Source organism: Colwellia sp. 12G3, assembly GCF_002836775.1.
Classification (GTDB): domain Bacteria; phylum Pseudomonadota; class Gammaproteobacteria; order Enterobacterales; family Alteromonadaceae; genus Colwellia.
Map to the genome: position 1 here is coordinate 1 of NZ_PJAQ01000017.1, position 22,046 is coordinate 22,046.

General features: G+C 38.2%; 19 protein-coding genes and 1 riboswitch. Of the genes, 15 read left to right on the forward strand and 4 right to left on the reverse strand.

Going from position 1 to position 22,046, the window contains the following annotated elements:
• Positions 1–218: 218 nt before the first annotated feature.
• Positions 219–1,589 carry a lysine-sensitive aspartokinase 3 gene (gene lysC, locus CXF71_RS05490; RefSeq protein WP_101231968.1) on the reverse strand — a complete coding sequence of 457 codons (1,371 nt, stop codon included), beginning with the start codon at positions 1,587–1,589 and terminating at the stop codon, positions 219–221.
• Positions 1,590–1,733: 144 nt separating this feature from the next.
• Positions 1,734–1,944, reverse strand: a riboswitch (Lysine riboswitch).
• Between the two features lie 174 nt (positions 1,945–2,118).
• On the opposite strand from lysC, the gene CXF71_RS05495 reads away from it, so the two are divergent.
• Positions 2,119–2,883 carry an ElyC/SanA/YdcF family protein gene (locus CXF71_RS05495; RefSeq protein ID WP_101231969.1) on the forward strand — a complete coding sequence of 255 codons (765 nt, stop codon included), beginning with the start codon at positions 2,119–2,121 and terminating at the stop codon, positions 2,881–2,883.
• A gap of 49 nt (positions 2,884–2,932) precedes the next feature.
• Here CXF71_RS05495 and CXF71_RS05500 read toward each other — a convergent pair whose 3' ends face one another.
• A complete protein-coding gene (locus CXF71_RS05500) occupies positions 2,933–3,691 on the reverse strand; it encodes a Nif3-like dinuclear metal center hexameric protein (protein WP_101231970.1) in 759 nt (252 codons plus the stop codon).
• A 329-nt stretch (positions 3,692–4,020) separates the two neighbouring features.
• On the opposite strand from CXF71_RS05500, the gene CXF71_RS05505 reads away from it, so the two are divergent.
• Positions 4,021–6,600 (forward strand): TonB-dependent receptor plug domain-containing protein, encoded by a 2,580-nt coding sequence (locus CXF71_RS05505; protein WP_101232397.1) that lies wholly within the window; start codon positions 4,021–4,023, stop codon positions 6,598–6,600.
• A gap of 125 nt (positions 6,601–6,725) precedes the next feature.
• Here CXF71_RS05505 and CXF71_RS05510 read toward each other — a convergent pair whose 3' ends face one another.
• The gene (locus CXF71_RS05510; RefSeq protein ID WP_101231971.1) at positions 6,726–7,478 is read right to left on the reverse strand and encodes a class I SAM-dependent methyltransferase; all 753 of its coding nucleotides are present in this window, start codon (positions 7,476–7,478) and stop codon (positions 6,726–6,728) included.
• A 164-nt stretch (positions 7,479–7,642) separates the two neighbouring features.
• Between CXF71_RS05510 and gloB the strand changes: the two genes are divergently transcribed.
• Positions 7,643–8,440 (forward strand): hydroxyacylglutathione hydrolase, encoded by a 798-nt coding sequence (gene gloB / locus CXF71_RS05515; protein ID WP_101231972.1) that lies wholly within the window; start codon positions 7,643–7,645, stop codon positions 8,438–8,440.
• 106 nt (positions 8,441–8,546) lie between these two features.
• The gene (locus CXF71_RS05520) at positions 8,547–10,181 is read left to right on the forward strand and encodes a lytic transglycosylase (protein WP_101231973.1); all 1,635 of its coding nucleotides are present in this window, start codon (positions 8,547–8,549) and stop codon (positions 10,179–10,181) included.
• A gap of 355 nt (positions 10,182–10,536) precedes the next feature.
• Here CXF71_RS05520 and CXF71_RS05530 read toward each other — a convergent pair whose 3' ends face one another.
• Complete coding sequence (locus tag CXF71_RS05530) at positions 10,537–11,046, reverse strand: hypothetical protein (protein ID WP_101231974.1); 510 nt, start codon at positions 11,044–11,046, stop codon at positions 10,537–10,539.
• A 123-nt stretch (positions 11,047–11,169) separates the two neighbouring features.
• On the opposite strand from CXF71_RS05530, the gene CXF71_RS05535 reads away from it, so the two are divergent.
• From CXF71_RS05535 to uspE, 11 genes are all read left to right on the forward strand, one after another.
• Positions 11,170–11,955 (forward strand): Crp/Fnr family transcriptional regulator, encoded by a 786-nt coding sequence (locus CXF71_RS05535; RefSeq protein WP_101231975.1) that lies wholly within the window; start codon positions 11,170–11,172, stop codon positions 11,953–11,955.
• A gap of 434 nt (positions 11,956–12,389) precedes the next feature.
• Positions 12,390–13,814: a cytochrome-c oxidase, cbb3-type subunit I gene (gene ccoN / locus CXF71_RS05540; protein WP_101231976.1), complete on the forward strand. Its 1,425-nt coding sequence runs from the start codon at positions 12,390–12,392 to the stop codon at positions 13,812–13,814.
• Between the two features lie 10 nt (positions 13,815–13,824).
• Positions 13,825–14,469, forward strand: coding sequence for a cytochrome-c oxidase, cbb3-type subunit II (gene ccoO, locus CXF71_RS05545; RefSeq protein WP_033083707.1), 645 nt, complete (start codon positions 13,825–13,827; stop codon positions 14,467–14,469).
• A 5-nt stretch (positions 14,470–14,474) separates the two neighbouring features.
• The gene (locus CXF71_RS05550; protein ID WP_101231977.1) at positions 14,475–14,681 is read left to right on the forward strand and encodes a cbb3-type cytochrome oxidase subunit 3; all 207 of its coding nucleotides are present in this window, start codon (positions 14,475–14,477) and stop codon (positions 14,679–14,681) included.
• Entirely contained in the window at positions 14,674–15,645 is a 972-nt protein-coding gene (ccoP, locus tag CXF71_RS05555) for a cytochrome-c oxidase, cbb3-type subunit III (RefSeq protein ID WP_101231978.1), read from the forward strand. Before CXF71_RS05550 ends, ccoP begins: the two co-directional genes overlap by 8 nt.
• A gap of 162 nt (positions 15,646–15,807) precedes the next feature.
• Positions 15,808–16,302 (forward strand): FixH family protein, encoded by a 495-nt coding sequence (locus CXF71_RS05560; RefSeq protein WP_101231979.1) that lies wholly within the window; start codon positions 15,808–15,810, stop codon positions 16,300–16,302.
• A 101-nt stretch (positions 16,303–16,403) separates the two neighbouring features.
• Positions 16,404–18,863, forward strand: coding sequence for a heavy metal translocating P-type ATPase (locus CXF71_RS05565; RefSeq protein WP_101231980.1), 2,460 nt, complete (start codon positions 16,404–16,406; stop codon positions 18,861–18,863).
• Between the two features lie 15 nt (positions 18,864–18,878).
• Complete coding sequence (ccoS, locus tag CXF71_RS05570) at positions 18,879–19,091, forward strand: cbb3-type cytochrome oxidase assembly protein CcoS (RefSeq protein ID WP_101231981.1); 213 nt, start codon at positions 18,879–18,881, stop codon at positions 19,089–19,091.
• Entirely contained in the window at positions 19,088–19,834 is a 747-nt protein-coding gene (locus CXF71_RS05575) for a sulfite exporter TauE/SafE family protein (RefSeq protein WP_101231982.1), read from the forward strand. The genes ccoS and CXF71_RS05575 overlap by 4 nt, the downstream gene beginning before the upstream one ends.
• A gap of 39 nt (positions 19,835–19,873) precedes the next feature.
• Positions 19,874–20,593, forward strand: coding sequence for a fumarate/nitrate reduction transcriptional regulator Fnr (fnr, locus tag CXF71_RS05580; RefSeq protein WP_101231983.1), 720 nt, complete (start codon positions 19,874–19,876; stop codon positions 20,591–20,593).
• A 144-nt stretch (positions 20,594–20,737) separates the two neighbouring features.
• On the forward strand, positions 20,738–21,685 hold the full coding sequence (uspE, locus tag CXF71_RS05585; RefSeq protein ID WP_101231984.1) for a universal stress protein UspE: 948 nt from the start codon (positions 20,738–20,740) through the stop codon (positions 21,683–21,685).
• The last annotated feature ends 361 nt before the right edge of the window (positions 21,686–22,046 follow it).

Genomic DNA, 22,046 nt, shown 5'->3' on the forward strand with positions numbered 1-22,046 from the left:
TCCTTGTTATTGAACATCGAGCAGAACTCTGAGTTGGGAAGAAATTTAATCAAATTGGTATAAAGGTAATTTTAACACGGTAGGTAGAAAGCTAATTACCGTGTTAAGTTATTTAACACTTGAGGAACCGACTTAAAGAATGAATAGGAAACACTCTTTTAAAGAGCAATACTTTACTACTGCTCTTTAAAAAATCTATCTCTTATAAGCCGTATATTTTAAGAGAATAAAGTATTATGCAATTTTTCAACAACAAAATTAGCGTCACGTTCATCAACTAAAAAACATAAGTTATTGGCACTAGCACCATGACAAATCATACGAATATTAATATCATTAATCGTTTCAAAAATACTTTGTCCAATACCTTTTGCACTCGTTAAGCCATTGCCAATAACCGCAACTAACGATAATCCATTCTCAACAGTCACTTCACAAAGCTGCTCTAATTCAGCAACAACGGTGTTAGTAATTAATGATTGTGTTGTGCCACTTGGGTTATCAAAAGTTAGGGCAACACTTATTTCACTCGTAGTGATCAAATCAACACTTAATTCATGTTTAGCTAACACGCCAAAAACTTTTGCTAAAAAGCCACTAGCATGCAGCATGGCAGGACTTTTTACCGTGACTAACGTTTGCTCTCGCCTTAAAGCAATTGAGCGATAGGTTGGGTTAGACTCAACTTCTTTCTTAATTTGTGTGCCGCCTTTTTCTGGCTCTTTACTTGAACCAACAAAAACAGGGATATTACATCGCATAGCTGGAATTAGAGTCGCAGGGTGTAATATTTTAGCGCCAAATGTAGCCATTTCAGCCGCTTCGCCAAAACTAATTTCTTTAATCGCTCGTGCTTGATCAGTAATACGTGGGTCGGTAGTAAAAATACCTACAACATCAGTCCAAATAGATAAATTCTGACCATTTAACGCTTCAGCCAGTAACGCTGCCGAATAATCAGAGCCACCTCGCCCGAGCGTCGTGGTATGACCGAGACTATCTTGGCCAATAAATCCCTGAGTAACCACTACTTTATCAACAAGTTTAGGTGCAAGAAGCAGTGTGCTTTGCTTACTTAGTTCATTGATGTCCACTACCGCTTTACCATGTAAACTGTTGGTTTTCATCACTTGTTGTACATTGAAATACTCACCAGGCACATCAATAGATTGTAAAACTTGTGCAAAAATACGTGAGCTAAATTGCTCACCAAAGGCAAGGATAGCATCGGTGGTTTTAGTCGAGTATTGCAGTGATTGCGTTAACGCATGCTGCGTTAATTCATCAAGTAAGCTATTTATTTCTTGATTTAGCTCAGCTTCAATGTAGCTGGATAAATGCTGAGTAATATTGACTTGAATTGCACGGATATTTTCAACAATATCCTTTTGCTCATTGACGGGAATATTTTTCTGACTTAAACGCACTAAATAATTGGTCACACCGGCACTTGCTGAAACAACAATTAAGCGGTTATTTGTATCGTTTTTTATAATGTGCGCGCATCGTAACATTGCTTGAAAATCGGCAACACTGGTGCCGCCAAACTTGGCTACGGTTAATGATGATGTTGATTGTACTGAATTCACAAATTTCTCCCATAAAAAAACTAGTCATTTACTGGGTTTTATACCGAGTAAAATAACTATTGGAAGAGCATGACTGAGTAGTTAACGAATGATATATTTTGCATGTTTAGGGAAATCATTAAACAGCAAATAAACGAAAATTTTTCAGCCAGAAGCTCTCCACCTTTTGTTTGATACCTAATTAAGCAGGCATAATTAACAAATACGTCAGGTGACAGCCATAAGGATTCAACCTTAGTGACCGAATACATAAGTCCACACTTAAATACTCTCGGCGATAACTTCCCTCAAAAACGGTCATTGGAAATGTGGTTCCTCACGTTTTCTACCTTAGCTTCGCACCTCTTCTGGTGTATTGAGTTTTAGAGTATTGACCCTAAACCACAATGCGAAATCATTAGACCCGATTTTGCATAATATTGCAACAGACTTTAAACGACAATTTAAAACATTGTTTGAGCAAGCACTTTAGCAAAATAATTGTTATAGTTAATAAATATCAATGTTGTGGGTAACTTAGCTTAATCATATGGATTTATTTCTCCTTAAAAAAATCATCACTGTCTTGATCATGCCTATTAATATAGTGCTGCTGCTGCTTATTTTTTCGCTTATTGTCCATAATAAAAAGCCAAAACAAAGCATTAAAGGTATATCGCTAGCCCTAATTATTCTCCTTATCAGTGCCTTTCCGCCTTTTTCAGATACGGTGATGACCGCCATTGAAAATGATTACCCTCCTTATGTTAAAACCAATGTGCCAGTCGATTATATTGTTGTACTTGGTTGTGGTCATAATACCAATGCCGAATTACCGGTAACTAGCCAACTAAAAACATGTTCATTACAACGCATGGTTGAAGCTTTACGTATTTATCAATTACACCCGGAAGCAAGAATAATCACCTCAGGTTATGGTGGACATAATTTGGTATCTAATGCTGATACCGTAAAACAGTCATTGGTACTTTTAGGCGTTCCTGAACAAAAGATTATTACCGAAAATTTCCCCAAAGATACTGAAGAAGAAGCAGAGCTAATTGCTCCACGAGTACAAGGCACTCAAGTGATACTAGTAACTAATGCTGACCATATGCCTCGCTCTATGAATTACTTTCACGAAGAAGGAATATTCCCTATTGCAGCACCAACAGGTTACTGGGTCAAAAATCCAGAGAGTAGTAAGAGTTGGCCTTACTATGTACCCAGCAGTAAAAAATTGGATCAAAGCACTATTGCCTGGTATGAGAGTTTAGGCATGATAGTGCAATGGTTTAAATCACTCCTTAACTAAGTTTATTGTAAGCAATGTTTAGGTTCAGGTTCAGGGCGCTACTTAAGCCTTAAACTGGATTATCAATATCCACAAAAACAACTTCAAGCCCATGTTTTTCGGCTAAATGTTCACCTAAGGCTTTTATACCATAACGCTCAGTCGCATGGTGACCCGCAGCAAAAAAATGAATATCCATTTCATGAGCAATATGAGTGGTTTGCTCTGACACTTCTCCTGTTAAAAAGGCATCTATGCCCTGCTCTGCCGCCAATTCAATGTAACCTTGACCACCGCCAGAGCACCAAGCGATTGTTTTTATTGGCTTATCACTAGGGGCCGCTATATGTAAACATTCTCGTTCAAGGGTGTTATTAATTAACTGCGAGAATTCTTCCCCACTACACGCTTGCTTAAAACACCCTTGCATAGCAACACTTAACGGATTACCAAGCTCTAGCGGTTCAACGGCTTCAATATTAAATAATTTAGCCAATTGGGCGTTGTTACCTAACGTTGGGTGTATATCTAATGGTAAATGATACGCAAATAAATTGATGTCATTGACCAATAGCGCCTTGATGCGATCATGTTTCATGCCACGAATAGCATAAGATTCATTTTTCCAGAAATAGCCATGGTGTACCAATATAGCATCAGCTTTTTCACTTATCGCCCGTTCAATAAGTGCTTTAGACGCAGTAACCCCAGTGACGACTTTATTAATCGTTTCACATCCTTGAACTTGCAGGCCATTAGTAGTGAAATCTTTTATTTGTTGTGGCTTTAACAGCTCCGTTAAATAATGCTCTAGTTCATTTGTACGCATAGGTATTGAGTTCGAAAATAAATTTTAATTATCATACGACATCCCCTCTTTTTTTGACACCGTAACACATACTTCACTTCACTTTAAATTTTGATCTACCGTACTTATTTACAATCATATTTATTGAATGCTTAATATACAATATACAAATAAACCATTGAAAATGTGTCAAAATATTTTTGTTCCAAGTCGTGAAAGTTTTTGCTATAACTTTCACATCAGCTGTTACTCCTATTCACAACCTGTTATCAATTTGTTGTGTTTGGTAAGTATTGATATTTAAAAATAATAATTATATAAATCAAAAGGAACAGGTTATGAGATCTACAATGAGGAAGAAGCATTTACTTGCGCTAAGTATTTCAACAGCATTATTGGCATCACAAAGCTTTAACGTATTTGCCGCGGAAGAAGAGGAAGTTGAACGAATAGAAATAACCGGTTCGCATATAAAGCGTACCAATATGGAGGGTCCTTCTCCTGTTACAAGCCTATCACAAGAAGACATTCAAAAATCAGGGGTTACTGACCTTATTAGTCTTTTTACTAAATTACCTATTTCTGGGCAAGGCACCTTTTCAACACAAGCTAACAGTAGTGATGATACCGCCAATGGTGGTTCTTCAGTTTCTCTACGTGGCTTAGGTGCTGATTCAACCCTCATTTTAATCAATGGACGTCGCGTTTCTGTATCGCCTTTTGCTAAAGGGATAGATACCGCTTTTGTTGATATTAATAACATTCCCCTTTCGGCCATTAAACGTGTCGACATTTTAAAAGATGGAGCTTCGGCTACTTACGGTTCTGATGCCGTAGCTGGTGTAATTAATATTGTATTAAGAGACGATGTTGAAGGCGCTGAAATAACAGCAAAAATCGGTGCAACAGCAGATGGTGGTGGTGAAGAGCAAAGCGTTAACTTGGTTTTTGGTAATAGTACCGAAAATTCTAGCCACACCTTTATTTTAGAATACATGAACCGCGAAGAAGTCCTTTATGCTGACAGAAGTTATTCTGCCACATCAAACCAAGCAGCTCGTACTGGCGATCCTGATGCCACTGACTTTAGAAGTTCTGCTGGTATTCCTGGTACCATCGCTTTAAAAGACGATCCTTCAAATAGACTTATCGATCTATACGGTAATGATAAATGTGCTGCTGAAGATATCGATTTAGCCAACAACTTATGTCGTTATGATTACGCCCCACCAATGAGTATGATTCCTGCTGCAGAGCGTTTTAGCTGGAATTATATGGGTAAGTATGAAATTAATGACAACATCAGAGGTTTTGCTGAATTAAATGGCCAGAATTCTAAATCAACAGTACGCGGTGCAGGTAGCCCAAGCTTTAACGAATTATTCATGGATGGTGATAATGTTAACCATCCATTCGCAGAAATGCCAACTCATGAATTTTATCAACAAGACTTAACCATGCGCCGCCGTACAGTAGATATTGGTAATCGTGAAAAGCGTGTCGACTCTACTTATTATCGTGCCATTTTAGGTTTACAAGGTGACATTGAAGAATGGAGCTGGGAAACAGCATATAGCTACATTAAAAGTGCTTCGACAGAACGTGGCGTAAATGGTTTTCCAAACTCTCGTCGTACTCAAGAAGCAATTGATAGTGGTTTATGGAACCCATTTGAGCCATCAAGTAATTCTCAAGAATCTTTAGATTACATAGAAACAACAACCACGCGATTTGGTAAATCTACGATGGAGTCGCTAGATTTTAAAATTTCTGGCCCCTTATTAGATATGCCAAGTGGTGAGTTAATGATGGCTGTTGGCGCTGAGTATCGTGAAGAGACAATCAGCGATAATCCTGATGACCAATTTTTACGCGGTGAAGTCTTTGGTACTGAAGCGACGCAAGCAAATGGCTCTCGCGATAACTTAGCCTTTTTCGGTGAGTTGGCTATTCCAGTAATAGATAACCTAGAAATACAATTAGCTGTTCGTTATGAAGACTATAGTGATTTTGGTACGACTACCGATCCTAAAATTTCATTTTTATGGTCACCTTTAGATGATTTTAGCCTGCGTGGTTCATATGGTACTGCTTTTAGAGCACCGTCACTTCACCAACTAGGTTTGGGCCGAACGGATGAATCTCCAAACCTTGTAGATACCTTACGTTGTGATGCAATAGGTAACCAAGACAGAGCCTGTGAGCCACAAGAATACACTGCTGTCTTTGAAGGTAACCCTAACTTAGGTCCTGAAGAGTCTGAAAGCTATAACCTCGGCATAATCTACAATATTACCGAAGATTTAAACTTCAGTGTTGATTATTACAATTATGACATTAGCAATATTATCGATTCTGATACCCAGCTTGTTATGGACCTTTATGGTTTAGATAACACTATTGTCGAGCGTCGTCCAACCTCAATACCTAATGATCCGGGTGAAGTTATCCAAGTAAATGATAGCTTTCAAAATATTGGTGATTTGCAAACGTCAGGTATTGATTTAGATGTTAGATATAATCTAGACACAGATGCAGGTACCTTTAAATTTGGCTACGTAATGAATTACGTGCTCAGTTTTGAAGATTATAAAAACACCAAAGAAGGCGGGTTTGAACAGCCTCAAATGCGCTGGACAACTTCTATTGATTGGGTATTAGATGATGTTAGCGCTAGAGCCGCCATTAACTATATTGATTCTTTTGAGCAAGAAGCTTCATTAAAACTGAGTCAGAAAGTTGATGCTATGGTTACCCTTGATGCATCGATCAATTACTTTGGCTTTGAAGACGTAGTACTAACGGTTGGAGCAACTAACTTAACAAATGAAGAGCCTCCATTCGCTTACCATGATTTTATGGGCTTTGCTGTAAACGTGCATAGTGGTCAAGGTCGATTTGCCTACGCACAGGCGACTTATAAGTTCTAAAATAACGCTTCAGCCAAAGGACCAGTTGCAAAATAGCTGTTGTTCCTTACTGTTGTCATAAAAAAGGCAAAATCGATTTTCACGGTTTTGCCTTTTTTTATGAGCTTTTACTCATTAGGTAAAAGCTACTCACCCGTTTTAGATTGATGAGACCGTAAACTCGTTGCTTTTACTGGTTGAAAACCGTGTCTTATTTGCCATTTAGGTTTAATCGGTGTTAATGGCAGTACCCGTTTTTTTGCAACAATCACATAAACAGAGCCTAAAGCAGGTAAGTAGCTTTTAGCAAAATGATGCCACGTGTTATGTAAGTCATCTTCGCTCATTTTCCCCGTTAAACTGGTATATAAACAACGTTGGTCGGCTAATATTTCAAACCCCATTAAATGTAACCAATCTTTGACTCGCATTGGTGAGAAAAAATGTTCATTCCAAGGTGTTTTAGTGCGTCTATAAGGTAACAAACGATTCAGACCGACAAGGCTTAGTGGGTTAAAACCTGTTAAAACTAAATAACCATTTGGGATCAACACCCTATTTGCTTCACGGACCACATGGTGTGGGTCAAGAGAGAATTCTAGTGCATGACTTAACAAACAAACATCAACACTATGCTCTTGCAAAGGCAAATCATCTATATCACCCACCACATTAGCTAAGCTATATTGACTACTGATATTTATTTGATGGTTTATAGTGCAATCGGGTATTTCAATTTCACTACTTAATGCGCCAACTTTAATTAAATGGTAACCAAAAAATTTTTGCCACCAAGGTGCAAGCTCTTGCTCTATTGCCTTTTTGATGATCTCACCATTAGGTAATGCATGCCATGAATTAGGGTAATAAGGTTGTCGAAAAGCTAACGCTGGTTTCATAGAGGCTTCTTTTAGGCGTATAATAAAAATGATTATTAGGTCGATAGCGCATACATTACTCATGCTAAACGTCAGCGACAAACAAAATACATCACTAATTTAATCTATAATTAACTAAGTATGTATTTTATTCAGTATATAACGAACTACAGGTAAAATCTTATATGGCTAACTCACAACATAGTGTTACTGCAATTAAGGCATTTAGCGATAATTACATTTGGGCAATTTCCGGTCCAGACAATGATAAAATTGCACTTGTCGACCCCGGTGATGCTGTTGTGTGTATAGATTACTTACAAAATAACAATCTAGTCTTAGCTGCCATATTGATTACCCATCATCACAGCGATCATGTTGGCGGTATTAAAAAACTACTTGAATACGCTAAAGCTAAAGCATGGTCTGTAACCGTTTACGGGCCTGCTAGCGAAAACATTGCTCAACTTGACGTAACACTCAAAGAACACGATACCGTCAACCTAACTGAGCTTGATTGTCACTTTAATATCCTCGATTTACCTGGCCATACTAAAGGTCACATTGCTTATCATAATGACAAAATTCTTTTTTGTGGCGACACTTTATTTTCGGGTGGCTGTGGTCGATTATTTGAAGGTACGCCACAGCAGATGCATCACTCGCTAACTAAGTTGGCTAATTTACCCGAAGAGACCTTAATCTACTGCGCACATGAATATACTCAGGCAAATTTAGCCTTTGCCTTAGCTGTTGAGCCAAATAATAGTGTCTTGCATAACTATGTTATGCAAGTAAATGAAAAGCGCCAACAAAACCAAGCAACTATTCCAAGTAATATAGCGCTAGAACGACAAATAAACCCCTTTTTACGTTGTCATGAACAGTCGATTAAACTAGCAGCACAAGCCTATAGTAATCAAAATCAAAGCAGTAATAGTGATGTTTTTTCGGTGATTAGGTCATGGAAAGATAACTTTTAGTACCTGCGTTTTCAAACCATTAATAGCGGGAACTATTTTTAACTAGTGATTAAATATGCTAATCTGCTTAATCATTTTTAATTCCCGCTGATGTTACTGGTTATTCATGAAGTATTTATTATTACCTGTTGTAGTTCTTTTAGCTGGCTGTCAAAGCCTATCCCAAAGTGATGGTGATATCGTAACTGATAATCACATTGCTGATCCTATTGAAATAAATCAAGCACTGTTAGCTGATGAAAGCATTGATGTTATCCACCCTGTTGCCGATATTGACTTTTCTGTAAATAACACGTTAAAAGATCAAAAATCCATTGATGATAATAATATTTGGCCACGTATTCGTAGCCAATTAAGCTTTGATATTCCAGAACAGAAACGTCTTGTCTCACAGCGTAACTGGTACGTACAGCACCCAAGTTACCTTAAACGTGTAGCAAAACGGGCGGAGCCATTTCTTCACTATATTGTTGAAGAGTTAGAAAAAAATGATATGCCTATCGAGTTAGCCCTTTTACCTATTGTAGAAAGTGCTTTTGACCCTTTTGCTTATTCGCACGGTCGCGCTTCAGGCATGTGGCAATTTGTACCAGGTACGGGTGAACGCTTTGGTATGAAACAGAACTGGTGGTATGACGGCAGACGCGATGTCGTAGCTTCAACCGAAGGTGCTATTCAATACCTTAAATATTTAAATAAGTTTTTTGATGGCGATTGGATGCTAGCATTAGCGGCATATAACTCCGGCGAAGGTCGCGTTAGAAATGCGGTAAGGAAGAATAAACGCTTAGGTAAACCTATCGATTTCTGGTCGCTTGATTTACCAAAAGAAACACGTGCCTATGTACCAAAATTATTAGCATTAGCTGATATTATAAAACGTCCTGAAGATTTTAATTTATCACTTTACTCAATAGACAATAAAAGTGTATTAAGCCAAGTTGATATTAAGTCACAACTCGATTTAGCCAAGGCCGCCACGCTTGCTGGTTTATCTCTAGCTGAATTACAACGTCTAAATCCTGGATTTAATCGTTGGGCAACAGATCCTGATGGCCCTCATCGGTTATTATTACCTTCTCATACCGTCGAAAAATTTGAGCTAGGCCTAAATAAGCTAAGTAAAAAAGATCGACTAGCTTGGCAGCGTTATAAAATTAAAAGCGGTGACAACTTAGGGCTTATTGCTAATAAATTTAATACGCGCGTAGATTTGATACAACAAGTCAATAACATCAAGGGTAATCAAATCCGTGCTGGCAAACATTTGCTTATTCCTGTTGCCGCTAAATCACTAGATAGTTATGTTTTTTCTCAAGGACAGCGCATAGCCAAAAAGCAAAGTAAACCTCAAAAAGGTCGTAAGATTGTTCACACCGTTAAATCTGGTGATAATTTATGGGATATTGGTCGTAAATATAAAGTAGATGGCAAAAGTATTGCAAAATGGAACGGTTTTGCTCCTAGAGATACCTTAAAACTAGGGCAAAAGTTAGTGGTTTGGCAAAAAGAGTCAAGTAACGCGAATTATGCCAACAGTAAAGCCGGGAACAATGTCGAAAATGCCATTATGCGAAATATAACGTATAAAGTACGCCGAGGGGATTCTTTCGCGCGCATAGCCGATAAATTTAATGTTCGAATTAGCGATATTGAGCGCTGGAACAATATAGATAGAAATAAATATTTGCAACCGGGCCAGCGAATAAAGCTTGCTGTTGATGTAACGAATAACATTTAACCGATAATTTATTAAAAATATCAAATAAAAAAACGAGCAGCATTGCTCGTTTTTTTTGCCATTTCATATTTATTGAAACTACACATCTATACCCAAACGACTTGAAGATGCAGGATTCAGCTGGAATTATAAATCTCTTTAGGCAAGGCATTTATTGAAGATAATGGTTATTCCTTTATCGAAATCAATAACGCAGTATAAAGTTTTTATAAACCAGCCCTACGGGGACGTCTGAGCAAAACATGTTCTTCGTTGCCTCATTTTTTAAGGGAATAACCCTTAATAAAAGGAGTCGACTTGAGCATGCATCGCTCAGTCGTCCTGAAACGAGCATCTTCAAGTCGCTTGGGTATAGTTATAAACGCTGACTGTTGAAATCGACAAAAAATGTTTGTGTCTGTTCACCCACTTCCGCTGTTACCCACAAACGCCAAATCATCTGCTCTTCACTACAGCTTGCTAATAAGCTTTGCGCTAAATAAATGTTATTTTTACCTGTTTGTTGAAAAAATACGGGTACCTTGCCCATGAACATATCTTTACCTTCGAGATAGGCCGATATTTTAGTCGTATTTTCTTCAGTACTTTGCTGAGAGTTTTCTTGCACATTATCTTGAGTCTTTATTTGGGGAAGTTTAATTAACTCAATAGTAAAAGGTAGCTCGGTTTTAACGTTATCCGCTAATTGATATTGAGAGAACTTGATACTGAAACTAGCTAGTTCAGTACTCACTTCACATTGACTCTGACTATCAATACATTGTGGTACTAATGCAATAGCAATGCTTGCAGAGCCTTTTTCACTTACTGGCTTACAGGCACTAATGAATAATAACAAACTGATAACGAATAGCTGTTTGAACACGTTATAAAACCTTTTATGACACACAGCAAAACCTAGCATTCACTGCAAAGTTGTTATTATCCACTAACGCCAGTAAACTAGCTAGCTTAAGTCTTAACGCCCTAAAATACTTGTTGTAAGTAAATGACCCTAACCAGTAAAGCGCAAAACCACGCTTATTCAGAACATAAAACGTCACGTTACGTTGACTGCGAAAACTGCTCAATGCAACCCGTTTGCCTGCCCATAGGCTCTGAAAATCAAGCCATTGATTTAACCAGTAACTATCTAACTAGGCGTGTTGAAGTTAGCGCTGAAAAAAATTCATCAAGCCTGCTCAGTCAAGCAACTGGCGTAAAATTGTTCGATCAAGCAAAACCGCTAACAGCAATATTCGCGGTATGCTCAGGCACGTTTAAATTATCTCAGCAAAACGAAGAAGGTATCGAAACTATAGTAGGTTTTCGCTTTCCCGGTGAGGTAATGGGGGAAGACGCTTTATTTTTAAACGTTTATAACTATAGCGCAATTGCCTTAGGCGATAACTCAGTTTGTCAGGTTTTTGTCGCGCCACTTTCTGCTTGTTCAAAAGTAGCACCTGAGTTACAACAAAATTTAATTCAATTACTGACCAAACAGAGCTACGAGCAACAACTTAATAATCAAGCCCTTATTGGTAAAAAGTCTGCTGATTGTTTGCTGGCCGCATTTTTACTCAACATTTGTCAACGTAATGCTAAACATTCAGGCAATGCCACTGAGATTGAGTTATCAATTAGTCGTCATGACATGGCTAACTTCCTAGGTATACGGCGAGAAACATTAAGTCGATTACTATCAAAATTCCAACAAGAACAATTAATTAGCTTCAAAGAAAAACAACTATCATTGTTGTCTTTAGAACATTTAAAACGGCTTGCTAACAACTAGCTAGACCCTGACTAAAAAATAAAGCAATCGACCCTTTTATTTTGCTAAAAAACGTCTATAAATAAGGTTACTTCTATGTTTCGTGGATTTATGGTGGTTAAGAAGTGAACGGTGATATGTATTTGCTAATTTTTTGACCTTTTTATTGCCTTTTTAATATTCCGTAAATATCCATGTTAAAACTAGGGGTAATTATCTTTTGTTGATCTACATCAAATATAAACACGCATAGTTGTTGATTTATATCCTCCCCAAAGGGTAAAATTGCTTGGATTTTGAAACATTTACTTACACGGATGTGACATATCTCACAGCTCAATGAGCAAACACATAGAGTTAGTATAAATTTTGTCCTATATCTAAGGCTACGTTACGTTTAGGTATTACATCAACAGATACTTTCTGATTAATAATAACACTGCGGAATCTTTAACATGACCACAAGTAATACGTCAGCAGTAGACTACAACTTTGATGTTGTACGTCAGTTTACTGTAATGACTGTAATCTGGGGAATCGTTGGTACACTTGTAGGTGTACTTATCGCGGCACAATTAATTTGGCCTGCGTTAAACTTCGATACACCTTGGTTAACCTACTCCCGTCTTCGTCCACTTCATACTAATGCTGTAATTTTTGCTTTTGGTACAAGTGCTCTATTTGCCACGTCTTATTACGTTGTGCAACGTACCTGTCAAACGCGACTATTTGGTGGCAAGTTAGCATCGTTTACCTTTTGGGGTTGGCAAGCTGTTATTGTTGCAGCGGCTATCTCTTTACCGTTAGGTTACACCTCTTCAAAAGAATACGCAGAGCTAGAATGGCCAATCGACATTCTGATTGCTGTAGTCTGGGTTTCGTACGCTATCGTCTTTTTTGGTACCTTAGTTAAACGTAAAACATCGCATATTTACGTTGCTAACTGGTTCTTTGGTGGTTTTATTATTACCGTTGCGGTATTACACATTGGTAACTCAATGGTGATTCCTGTATCAGCTATGAAGTCATACTCAATCTACTCTGGTGCTATCGATGCCATGATGCAGTGGTGGTATGGACATAATGCCGTTGGTTTCTTATTAACTGCTGGTTTCTTAGGTATGATGTATTACTTCGTACCGAAACAAGCTGAACGTCCAGTTTATTCTTACCGTTTATCTATTGTTCATTTTTGGGCATTAGTCTCTTTATATATTTGGGCTGGCCCTCATCACTTACATTACACTGCACTTCCTGATTGGGCTCAGTCAGTAGGTATGGTTATGTCTATCGTTTTATTCCTTCCTTCATGGGGTGGTATGATTAACGGTATTATGACGCTTTCTGGCGCATGGCATAAACTTCGTCATGATCCTATTTTACGTTTCTTAATTGTTTCATTATCTTTCTACGGTATGTCTACCTTTGAAGGCCCAATGATGGCAATTAAATCAGTTAATGCATTATCTCATTATACTGATTGGACTGTTGGTCACGTACATTCTGGTGCGCTAGGTTGGGTTGCTATGGTATCAATTGGTGCTATGTATCACTTAATCCCTATCTTGTTTAACCAAGGTCGTATGTACAGTATCCGTTTAATTAACGTTCACTTCTGGTTACACACTGCCGGTATCGTGCTTTATATCGTAGCTATGTGGATTTCTGGTGTTATGCAAGGGTTAATGTGGAGAGCTGTAAACAGTGACGGTACGTTAACTTATAGTTTTGTTGAGAGCTTAACTGCTTCTTACCCATTCTATTTCATCCGCTTTGTCGGTGGTGTTCTCGTTGTCATTGGTTTCTTATTAATGGCTTACAACATGTTCAAAACTATCGGTGCTAAAGACAATAGTCTTAAGCCTGTAGAAATAGCTTAAGGAGAGCCCTATGAAAAATTCACATGAAAAAGTTGAAAAGAACGTTGGCTTGTTCTTCTTATTTACTGTTTTTGCTATCAGCATTGGTGGTTTAGTTGAAATCACGCCGTTGTTCTTTCAAAAAGAATTAGCGACGCCGGTTGATAACTTAAAGCCATATACGGCATTACAAATGGAAGGTCGTGATATTTACATCCGTGAAGGTTGTAGTAACTGTCATAGCCAGATGATTCGTCCATTTCGTGCTGAAACAGAGCGTTACGGTCACTACAGTGTTGCTGGTGAGCACGTTTGGGAACATCCATTTTTATGGGGTTCTAAACGTACTGGTCCTGATTTAGCACGTGTTGGCGGTCGTTATAGTGATGATTGGCATATTGCTCATTTAACGGATCCTCGTTCAGTGGTGCCAGAGTCAAACATGCCTGCTTATAATTGGTTAAACACCAATACCCTTGATGGGGAAATAACAGGTAAGAAGCTAGAAACATTCAACTTCTTAACTCGTAACCGTAGCCATAAAGATGAAAATGGCAAGGCAATTCCGCTTTATACACAAGCAGAAATTGACGGCGCTAAAGATGCGGTAAAAGGTAAAACTGAAATGAGTGCCTTGATTGCATACTTGCAATCACTTGGCCACGCGTTGAAGTAGCCCTGATGGATTACGGTACTCTCAGAGGGTTTGTAGCCCTCCTTATATTGGCTTTATTTATAATTATTGTTGTTTGGTCTTATTCAAAAAAACGTAAGTCATCTTTTGATGATATTGCAAATTCAATTTTTGAAGAAGATAAAATAGCCGCTAAAAATAAACAAGGCCATCTCGATAAAGATAGCAAACAGGAGACGAATAATAATGTCTAGCTTCTGGAATATATGGGTTTGGGTTCTTACCCTTGGCTCGCTAGTAGGTTGTTTTTTAATACTACGTATGTGCTTAAAGAACTTTGCTGGCGTTGAAGAAGGCGAATCAATGGGTCATACATTTGACGGCATTGAAGAGTTAAATAACCCTTTACCTAAATGGTGGAGCACGTTTTTCTTATTAACTATTGTTTGGGCATTTGGTTATATTGCACTTTATGGTTTAGGTAACTGGACTGGTCTTTTAGGCTGGAAAAGCTCTAACCAAGGCATTTTAAACCTTGCGGAATCAAAAGCTAAAACGTTAGAGTATTTAAGTAAAGACTCTGGTGTATTAGTTCAATATGACCGTGAAGTTGCCGCTGCTGATGCTAAATTTGGTCCAATCTTTGAAGCTTACGCTGCGCGTAGTATTGAAGACTTGGCTACTGATGGCGAAGCATTAAAAGTGGGTCAACGCTTGTTCATTCAAAACTGTTCACAATGTCATGGCTCTGATGCTCATGGTACTACTGGCTTCCCTAACCTAGCTGATAAAGACTGGTTATATGGCGGTACACCTGAAGTAATTAAAGAGACGATAATGAATGGTCGTATTGCTGCTGGCATGATGGCTTGGGAAGGCGCTTTAGGCGGCGACCAAGGTGTTAAAGAAGTTGCGGCTTACGTAATTAGCTTAAGTGGTCGCTCTGTTGACCCTGATTTAGCCAAAGCGGGTAAAGCTAAGTTTGCCTTATGTGCTGGTTGTCATGGTCCAGACGGTCAAGGCAGTTTAGCCTTGGGTCTGCCTATGGGCGCACCAAACCTTACGGATAACATTTGGTTATACGGTGGTTCAAAACGTGTCATTGAAGAGTCAATTCGTAATGGTCGTGCTGGTGTTATGCCACCATGGAAAGACATTCTAGGTGAAGAGAAAGTTCACCTAATTAGTGCTTATGTTTATAGTCTTTCTCAAGATTAACTTATAGTACTGCGCGGTTGAAAACACGCCTACTAAAAAACCCTTGTTACACTTTGTAACCAAGGGTTTTTTTATATCTTTTAAAGTGTACAAAACTAGATGCTACTTGATAAAAAATGTATAATCCTGCCCATATTCTACTGTCAACGTAAGTACTTTTTTATGAAAGATTCTTGGTACCGTGAGCCTTGGGCTTGGTTAGTTTTTATTCTTCCTTTTACCGCTGTTGTAGCTGGTATTTCTACGTATATCATTGCTAATACTAATCCTGATACGTTAGTCGTTGGTGATTATTATAAAAAAGGTAAGTCTATCAATTTAGAAGTGGGTAAAGTAAAAATGGCCCAGAAATTAGGCATGCGTTTTGCGCTTCAATTAAAGGATAATGAGTTAATCATTAAACCAACGGGTATTGAAAAAGTTTTCCCATTACTTAATGTCAGCTTTTTTCACCCTACCCTTGAAGAAAGAGACTTTTATTTAGCGTTAACTCAGGATGGTAATGGCTATTTCAGACATCACTTTGACCAAAGTATAAGTGGCAAATGGAAGCTTACCTTGACCTCTTTTGAAAACACTTGGAAAATCCAAGATACCATTAGCTTACCGCAAAGTAATTTTATCGATTTAATACCTGATCCGATAAAAGCTCAATAAGTTAATTAGCTCTGCATGAGTCAAGTTAATACTGTTTTAATCACTGTGCTGAGATCCATAAATCTCATCATAGTGTCTTCCATTTCCTAAGAAAGTAAGCCATGAACAGCAAATGTTTTCACTGTAATGAAGCGGTTCCTACTGGAATTAACCTGTCGGTTGAAATCAACCAAATTCAGCAACCTATGTGCTGCATTGGTTGCCAAGCGATAGCACAAACAATCGTTGATAATGGACTTACTCAATATTATTCAGTAAGAACAGAGCCGGCTCATAAAGGCCAAACTCTTGTACCAGAGCAATTACAAAAAAATAAATTACTGGATGAAGCGGTCTTACAGAGCGAATTTGTTTTTCAAGGTGATGCTCAAGACGATGATTGTAAAGAAGCAATATTAACCATTGACGGTATAAGTTGTGCAGCCTGTGCTTGGCTGATCGAAATGCAGTTAGATAAGCTGGCCGGGTTACTTAGTATAAACGTGAATTCGACTAGCCAAAGAGCGACTGTTAAATGGCAAGATGATGCGTTAAAGCTAAGTGATATATTGCTTGCCATTGAAAATATTGGTTATCAAGCAATGCCCTTTAAAGCCAATGACGCAGAAATAAGAAATAAAAAACAAAGTAAAGAATTTATCAAACGCTTAGGTATTAGTGGCATCTTAATGATGCAAGTCATGATGATTGCCGTTGGTCTTTATTTTGGTGCTTTCGCTGATATGTCTGAGCACAATAAAGTATATCTGCGCTGGGTGAGTTTTATTCTAACAATCCCGATAATATTCTATGGCGCCCTGCCGTTTTATACAGGCGCCATAACGGCGATTAAAGCAAAACGTTTATCCATGGATGTTCCCGTCTCAATTGCTATTCTTTTAGCCTTTTGCGCGAGTGCTTGGGCAACAATGACCCAACAAGGTGAAGTCTATTTTGAATCAGTCTCCATGTTCACCTTTTTACTACTTATTGGTAAGTTCCTAGAATTTAGAGCCCGTTCACACGCAGCACAAGTCTCTGCTAACTTATTAAAGTTAATGCCAATGACAGCGACTAAAGTGATTACCTCTAACAATGCCGTTGGTACTCAAGAAAAACACAAAGAAGTATTGGTTGCGGCTAAGCAACTCATTCAAGGTGATGTCGTTATTATCAAACCTGGCGAAGTTGTTCCTGCTGATGGCATCATTACTTCCGGACTAAGCCAATTAAATGAAGCGATGCTTTCAGGTGAGCAATTACCTATTAGTAAAACAGTCAATGATAAGGTTTTCGCTGGGACTATTAATGGTGATGGTAATATTACTGTACTGGTCAAACAGGCATCAAATCAATCCTTTCTAAGCCAACTTATTCGTTTAAGCGAACAATCCCAAGCGCACAAGCCAAAAATAGCAAAGTTGTCGGATAAAATTGCGCAATACTTTGTCGCCCTGATATTGTTAACCTCTATTGGGACAGCAATATATTGGCAGCAACACCTGCCAGAAGAAGCGTTTTGGATCACCCTTTCTGTCCTAGTAGCCACCTGCCCTTGCGCACTTTCATTAGCAACGCCTACCGGCTTGACCTGTGCAACCACACGTTTAAATCGAGCTGGTATTATGATCAAAGGTGGTCATGTAATGGAAACCATGCCGCAAATAAATTGTTTCGCTTTTGACAAAACAGGTACGTTAACGACGGGTGAATTTACCATTAGCAAGGTTGAGTTACTCGATAAAAACTCACACTATAGTCAAGAGCAGATACTCGCTATTGCCGCTTCATTAGAGGCTCATTCTGAACACCCTATCGCCAAACCATTTACCGAACATCGAGATTACAACTTAACGGCTAATCACGTTAAAGTTCATTCTGGTCAAGGTGTCAGTGGCACTATAAATAATATTGATTATGCCATTGGTAAACACTCTTGGTTAGAAAAAGACCTTGCTATTGATAATATGACTACACTGCCACTTAAGGTTGATGTAAACGCAGCTAGCTGTATTTTAATGGCAGATAATAAACTTATTGCCGCTTTTTATTTAGTTGATAAAATTCGTGATGACGCCTTGGAAACCTTATCTATCCTCAATAAACAAAACATGACGCTATTGTTATCTGGAGATAGCCAAGTAGCGTGTAGCACACTTGCACAAACACTCCCTGTGAATACTGTATTTGGTGGTCTCAGTGCCCAAGATAAAATGCAGCATATTAAAGACGCCCAAGCGCAAGGTTATAAAGTGGCAATGACAGGTGATGGTGTTAACGATTCTCCGGTATTTGGCGCTGCCCATATATCTATTGCGATGGGTTGTGGTGCAGATATTACTAAAAGTGGCGCCGATGTTATTTTGCTCAATAATAAACTGAGCAGCATCAATACCTTGATAACGGTATCTCACCGAACTCGTCGGATAATTTTACAAAATTACTTATGGGCCTTTGGTTATAATGCTATTGTATTACCGTTAGCCGTAGCCGGTTACATCACGCCTTACATGGCTGTTATTGGCATGTCAGCTAGCTCCATTTTAGTGATAACCAATTCATTACGCTTACTTAAAAAATAAGCTAAAGAGTAAAATATGAGTATTATTTATATATTAATCCCTATCGCCATCTTACTAACCTCTTTGGGTATTTACCTATTTTTTTGGGCTGTTAAAACAGAGCAATTTGAAGACTTAGAAAAACAAGGTATGAGCATTCTTTTTGATGATGATCAAAAAATTAATACTACCGAGGATATAACAGAGCAAGAAATAGATAGCGTTAAAAAAAGCTCTGATAATCAATGACCATAGATGTATTTTCTGCCTTTATCATTGGATTACTTGGCTCTGGCCATTGTTTAGCTATGTGTGGAGGCATAACAACTATGCTTACCTCAGCTATTGATAAACCCTCCAATCAGTCAATAACTAACGACAGCTCGCAAGGCGGCATACCTATAAAGGTAATCTCAGAACAGTCAATCTGCTCACCGCCATCAGCTTTTAATTTAGTCTTTTTTTATCATCTTGGACGGATTGCCAGTTATTCTTTAATTGGAGCAATTGTTGGTTTCACTGGTTCAATTGCCGCTAAGAATATCGGCTTACCTATTGCTGGATTGCGTATTTTTGCTGCATTTTTCCTTATTCTATTGGGTTTATATATCGGCCAGTGGCTTTTCTGGTTAAATCGAATCGAGTCTTTAGGTAAAGGTCTTTGGCGCTATTTATCGCCTATGGCTAAACACGTAATCCCCGTGAATAACCGTAAGAAAGCGCTTGGTTTAGGTGCTTTGTGGGGTTGGTTACCTTGTGGTTTAGTTTATTCAACCCTAACTTGGGCACTCGCCAGTGGCAGTAGCTTAACAGGGGCAACCATCATGCTCTTCTTTGGCTTAGGTACCTTACCAGCACTTCTGACATTATCTTTAGGCATCGATAGCATAAAAAAACTACTCGTCAATCACACTTTTCGAAAAACTATGGCAATTACATTGATTTGCTATGGTATCTATAGTTTTATTGTTGCATATCAACTACTGTTCTAATACCATACACTAGTCTTAAAGTTAGAGTAAATACTTATCATGTCAAATAAAAGCTGTCCTACTTCTCAACATATTAACTGTCAAAACTGTAGTATCAGTGAGTTATGTTTGCCTTTTTCTTTAAATGATAAAGAGCTCGACAGTCTCGATAATATTATTGACCGTAAGCGTCCTATTCATAAAGGCGACAAGATATTTTCTGACGGTCAAGCACTCAATGCTTTATTTGCTATTCGTTCAGGCACCTTTAAGACCTTTACTGTGAATGAACAAGGTGAAGAGCAAATAACCGGTTTTCATTTAGCAGGTGATTTACTTGGTTTTGATGCCATTGCTGAAAGTGAACACCCTAGCTTTGCACAGGCGCTTGAAACATCAATGGTTTGTGAAATTCCCTATGATAATCTAGATCAATTATCTAATACTATGCCTAAGCTTAAAAAGCAGGTATTACGTTTAATGAGTCACGAAATAAAAACTGACCAAGAAATGTTAACATTACTTAATAGAAAGAATGCCGAACAGCGTGTCGCAACTTTCATCGTAAGTTTGAGTGAACGTTACCATGCCCGTGGATTATCAGCTTCTGAGTTTCGTCTTACGATGACACGTAGCGATATAGGCAACTATATTGGTTTAACTGTTGAAACGATTAGTCGTTTATTAAATCGTTTTCATAAAAGTGGCTTAATTAAAGTTGATGGAAAATTAATTTCAATTATTGATATCGATAGCCTTTGCGATACAGCTGCGCTATAACTCCCGCCTATATTCTTGTTATAAATTTATTACCTCCCAAAATAATAAATTTATAACAAAACAAACTTGATTTAAAACAAGCATTAATTTGTCAACTTTGCTATAAATAATATAACGTTATTATTTAGTTTGCCAGAGGTTGCCATGGACATGTATCAAAATATCCTCGTTGTTATTGACCCTACAACAGATGAACAAAAAGCACTTAACAGGGCTATTGATCTCGCTACGAGAATTAATATTGCCGCCCCAGATCAGCAAATTAATATTACTGCTTTTTTTAGCATCTTTGATTTTTCTTATGAGATGACCACTATTTTATCGAGTGGCGAACGCGACTCCATGCGCCAGATGGTCATTAATGAAAAACAACAATGGCTAGATGACATTATTTCTGTCACTAATTCCCCGATAAATATTACCAGTAAAGTTGTTTGGCATAACCGCCCTTTTGAAGCGATTATTCAGCAGGTCATAGAGCATAACTTTGATCTAGTAGTCAAAGGCACCCACCAACATGATAAATTTAAATCGGTCGTGTTTACGCCAACCGATTGGCATATTTTAAGAAAGTGCCCTTGCCCTGTCTTACTTGTTAAAGAACATGAATGGCCTCTACAGGGCAACATACTAGCAGCACTTAATGTCGGCAGTGATGAAGTTGAGCACCTCTCTTTAAATAAGAGGATCACTCAGCAAGCAAAAAATATTGCCCAGTTAATAACGGCTAATGTGCATTTAGTAAATTCTTACCCGGGTACACCGGTAAATATTGCCATTGAAATCCCTGAGTTTGACGCCAGCGAATATAACAGTGCGATGCAAACTCATCATAAAGAAGCAATGAGCAAGCATGCTAATAGCTTTGATATTCCGTTAACTAACACTTATGTTGAAGAAGGCTTACCCGAAACGGTTATTGAACATGCCGCCCGAAAAATTGATGCCGAGTTGGTTATCCTAGGCACGGTTGGTCGTACCGGCATTTCTGCAGCACTTATTGGAAACACCGCAGAGCACGTCATTGACCAATTAAATTGTGATGTATTAGCGTTGAAACCTGAGGGCTATATATCTCCTATGGCTGAGTAGTTTCCAATCTAGCTTAGAGATACATGCTTGTGTAAAACAGAGTGCTCTGACACGTTAAGAACCTGTTTTACTGTGATATAAAGAAAAGGCAACTTCATAAAGGGTTGCCTTTTTTGTGACTGCTGCTTAATTCAATACGGCTTAAGTAGCATTGAGTTTAACTAACCTGAACTAGGGATAATGGGTGCTTGATGCTTTAGTAAAATCAATTACGTTTATGAATAGCGGGCTATTTATCGACGTTTTAACGATGAGAACCACAAAAATGGGAATGTTGAGTAGGTAGTGCTGATCCAGAGTTCAGATTAACTACAAACAGTAATACCAATTTGATTAAATTTCTTCCCAACTCAGAGCTCTG

Bases quoted from the DNA above. Each gene is read 5' to 3' on its own strand.
- ccoS (WP_101231981.1), top strand. From the start codon at position 18,879: ATGAGTATTATTTATATATTAATCCCTATCGCCATCTTACTAACCTCT.
- CXF71_RS05575 (WP_101231982.1), top strand. From the start codon at position 19,088: ATGACCATAGATGTATTTTCTGCCTTTATCATTGGATTACTTGGCTCT.
- fnr (WP_101231983.1), top strand. From the start codon at position 19,874: ATGTCAAATAAAAGCTGTCCTACTTCTCAACATATTAACTGTCAAAAC.
- CXF71_RS05520 (WP_101231973.1), top strand. From the start codon at position 8,547: ATGAAGTATTTATTATTACCTGTTGTAGTTCTTTTAGCTGGCTGTCAA.
- CXF71_RS05510 (WP_101231971.1), bottom strand. From the start codon at position 7,478: ATGAAACCAGCGTTAGCTTTTCGACAACCTTATTACCCTAATTCATGG.
- ccoO (WP_033083707.1), top strand. From the start codon at position 13,825: ATGAAAAATTCACATGAAAAAGTTGAAAAGAACGTTGGCTTGTTCTTC.
- uspE (WP_101231984.1), top strand. From the start codon at position 20,738: ATGGACATGTATCAAAATATCCTCGTTGTTATTGACCCTACAACAGAT.
- ccoP (WP_101231978.1), top strand. From the start codon at position 14,674: ATGTCTAGCTTCTGGAATATATGGGTTTGGGTTCTTACCCTTGGCTCG.
- gloB (WP_101231972.1), top strand. From the start codon at position 7,643: ATGGCTAACTCACAACATAGTGTTACTGCAATTAAGGCATTTAGCGAT.
- CXF71_RS05495 (WP_101231969.1), top strand. From the start codon at position 2,119: ATGGATTTATTTCTCCTTAAAAAAATCATCACTGTCTTGATCATGCCT.
- CXF71_RS05500 (WP_101231970.1), bottom strand. From the start codon at position 3,691: ATGCGTACAAATGAACTAGAGCATTATTTAACGGAGCTGTTAAAGCCA.
- CXF71_RS05550 (WP_101231977.1), top strand. From the start codon at position 14,475: ATGGATTACGGTACTCTCAGAGGGTTTGTAGCCCTCCTTATATTGGCT.
- CXF71_RS05505 (WP_101232397.1), top strand. From the start codon at position 4,021: ATGAGGAAGAAGCATTTACTTGCGCTAAGTATTTCAACAGCATTATTG.
- ccoN (WP_101231976.1), top strand. From the start codon at position 12,390: ATGACCACAAGTAATACGTCAGCAGTAGACTACAACTTTGATGTTGTA.
- CXF71_RS05565 (WP_101231980.1), top strand. From the start codon at position 16,404: ATGAACAGCAAATGTTTTCACTGTAATGAAGCGGTTCCTACTGGAATT.
- CXF71_RS05535 (WP_101231975.1), top strand. From the start codon at position 11,170: ATGACCCTAACCAGTAAAGCGCAAAACCACGCTTATTCAGAACATAAA.
- CXF71_RS05560 (WP_101231979.1), top strand. From the start codon at position 15,808: ATGAAAGATTCTTGGTACCGTGAGCCTTGGGCTTGGTTAGTTTTTATT.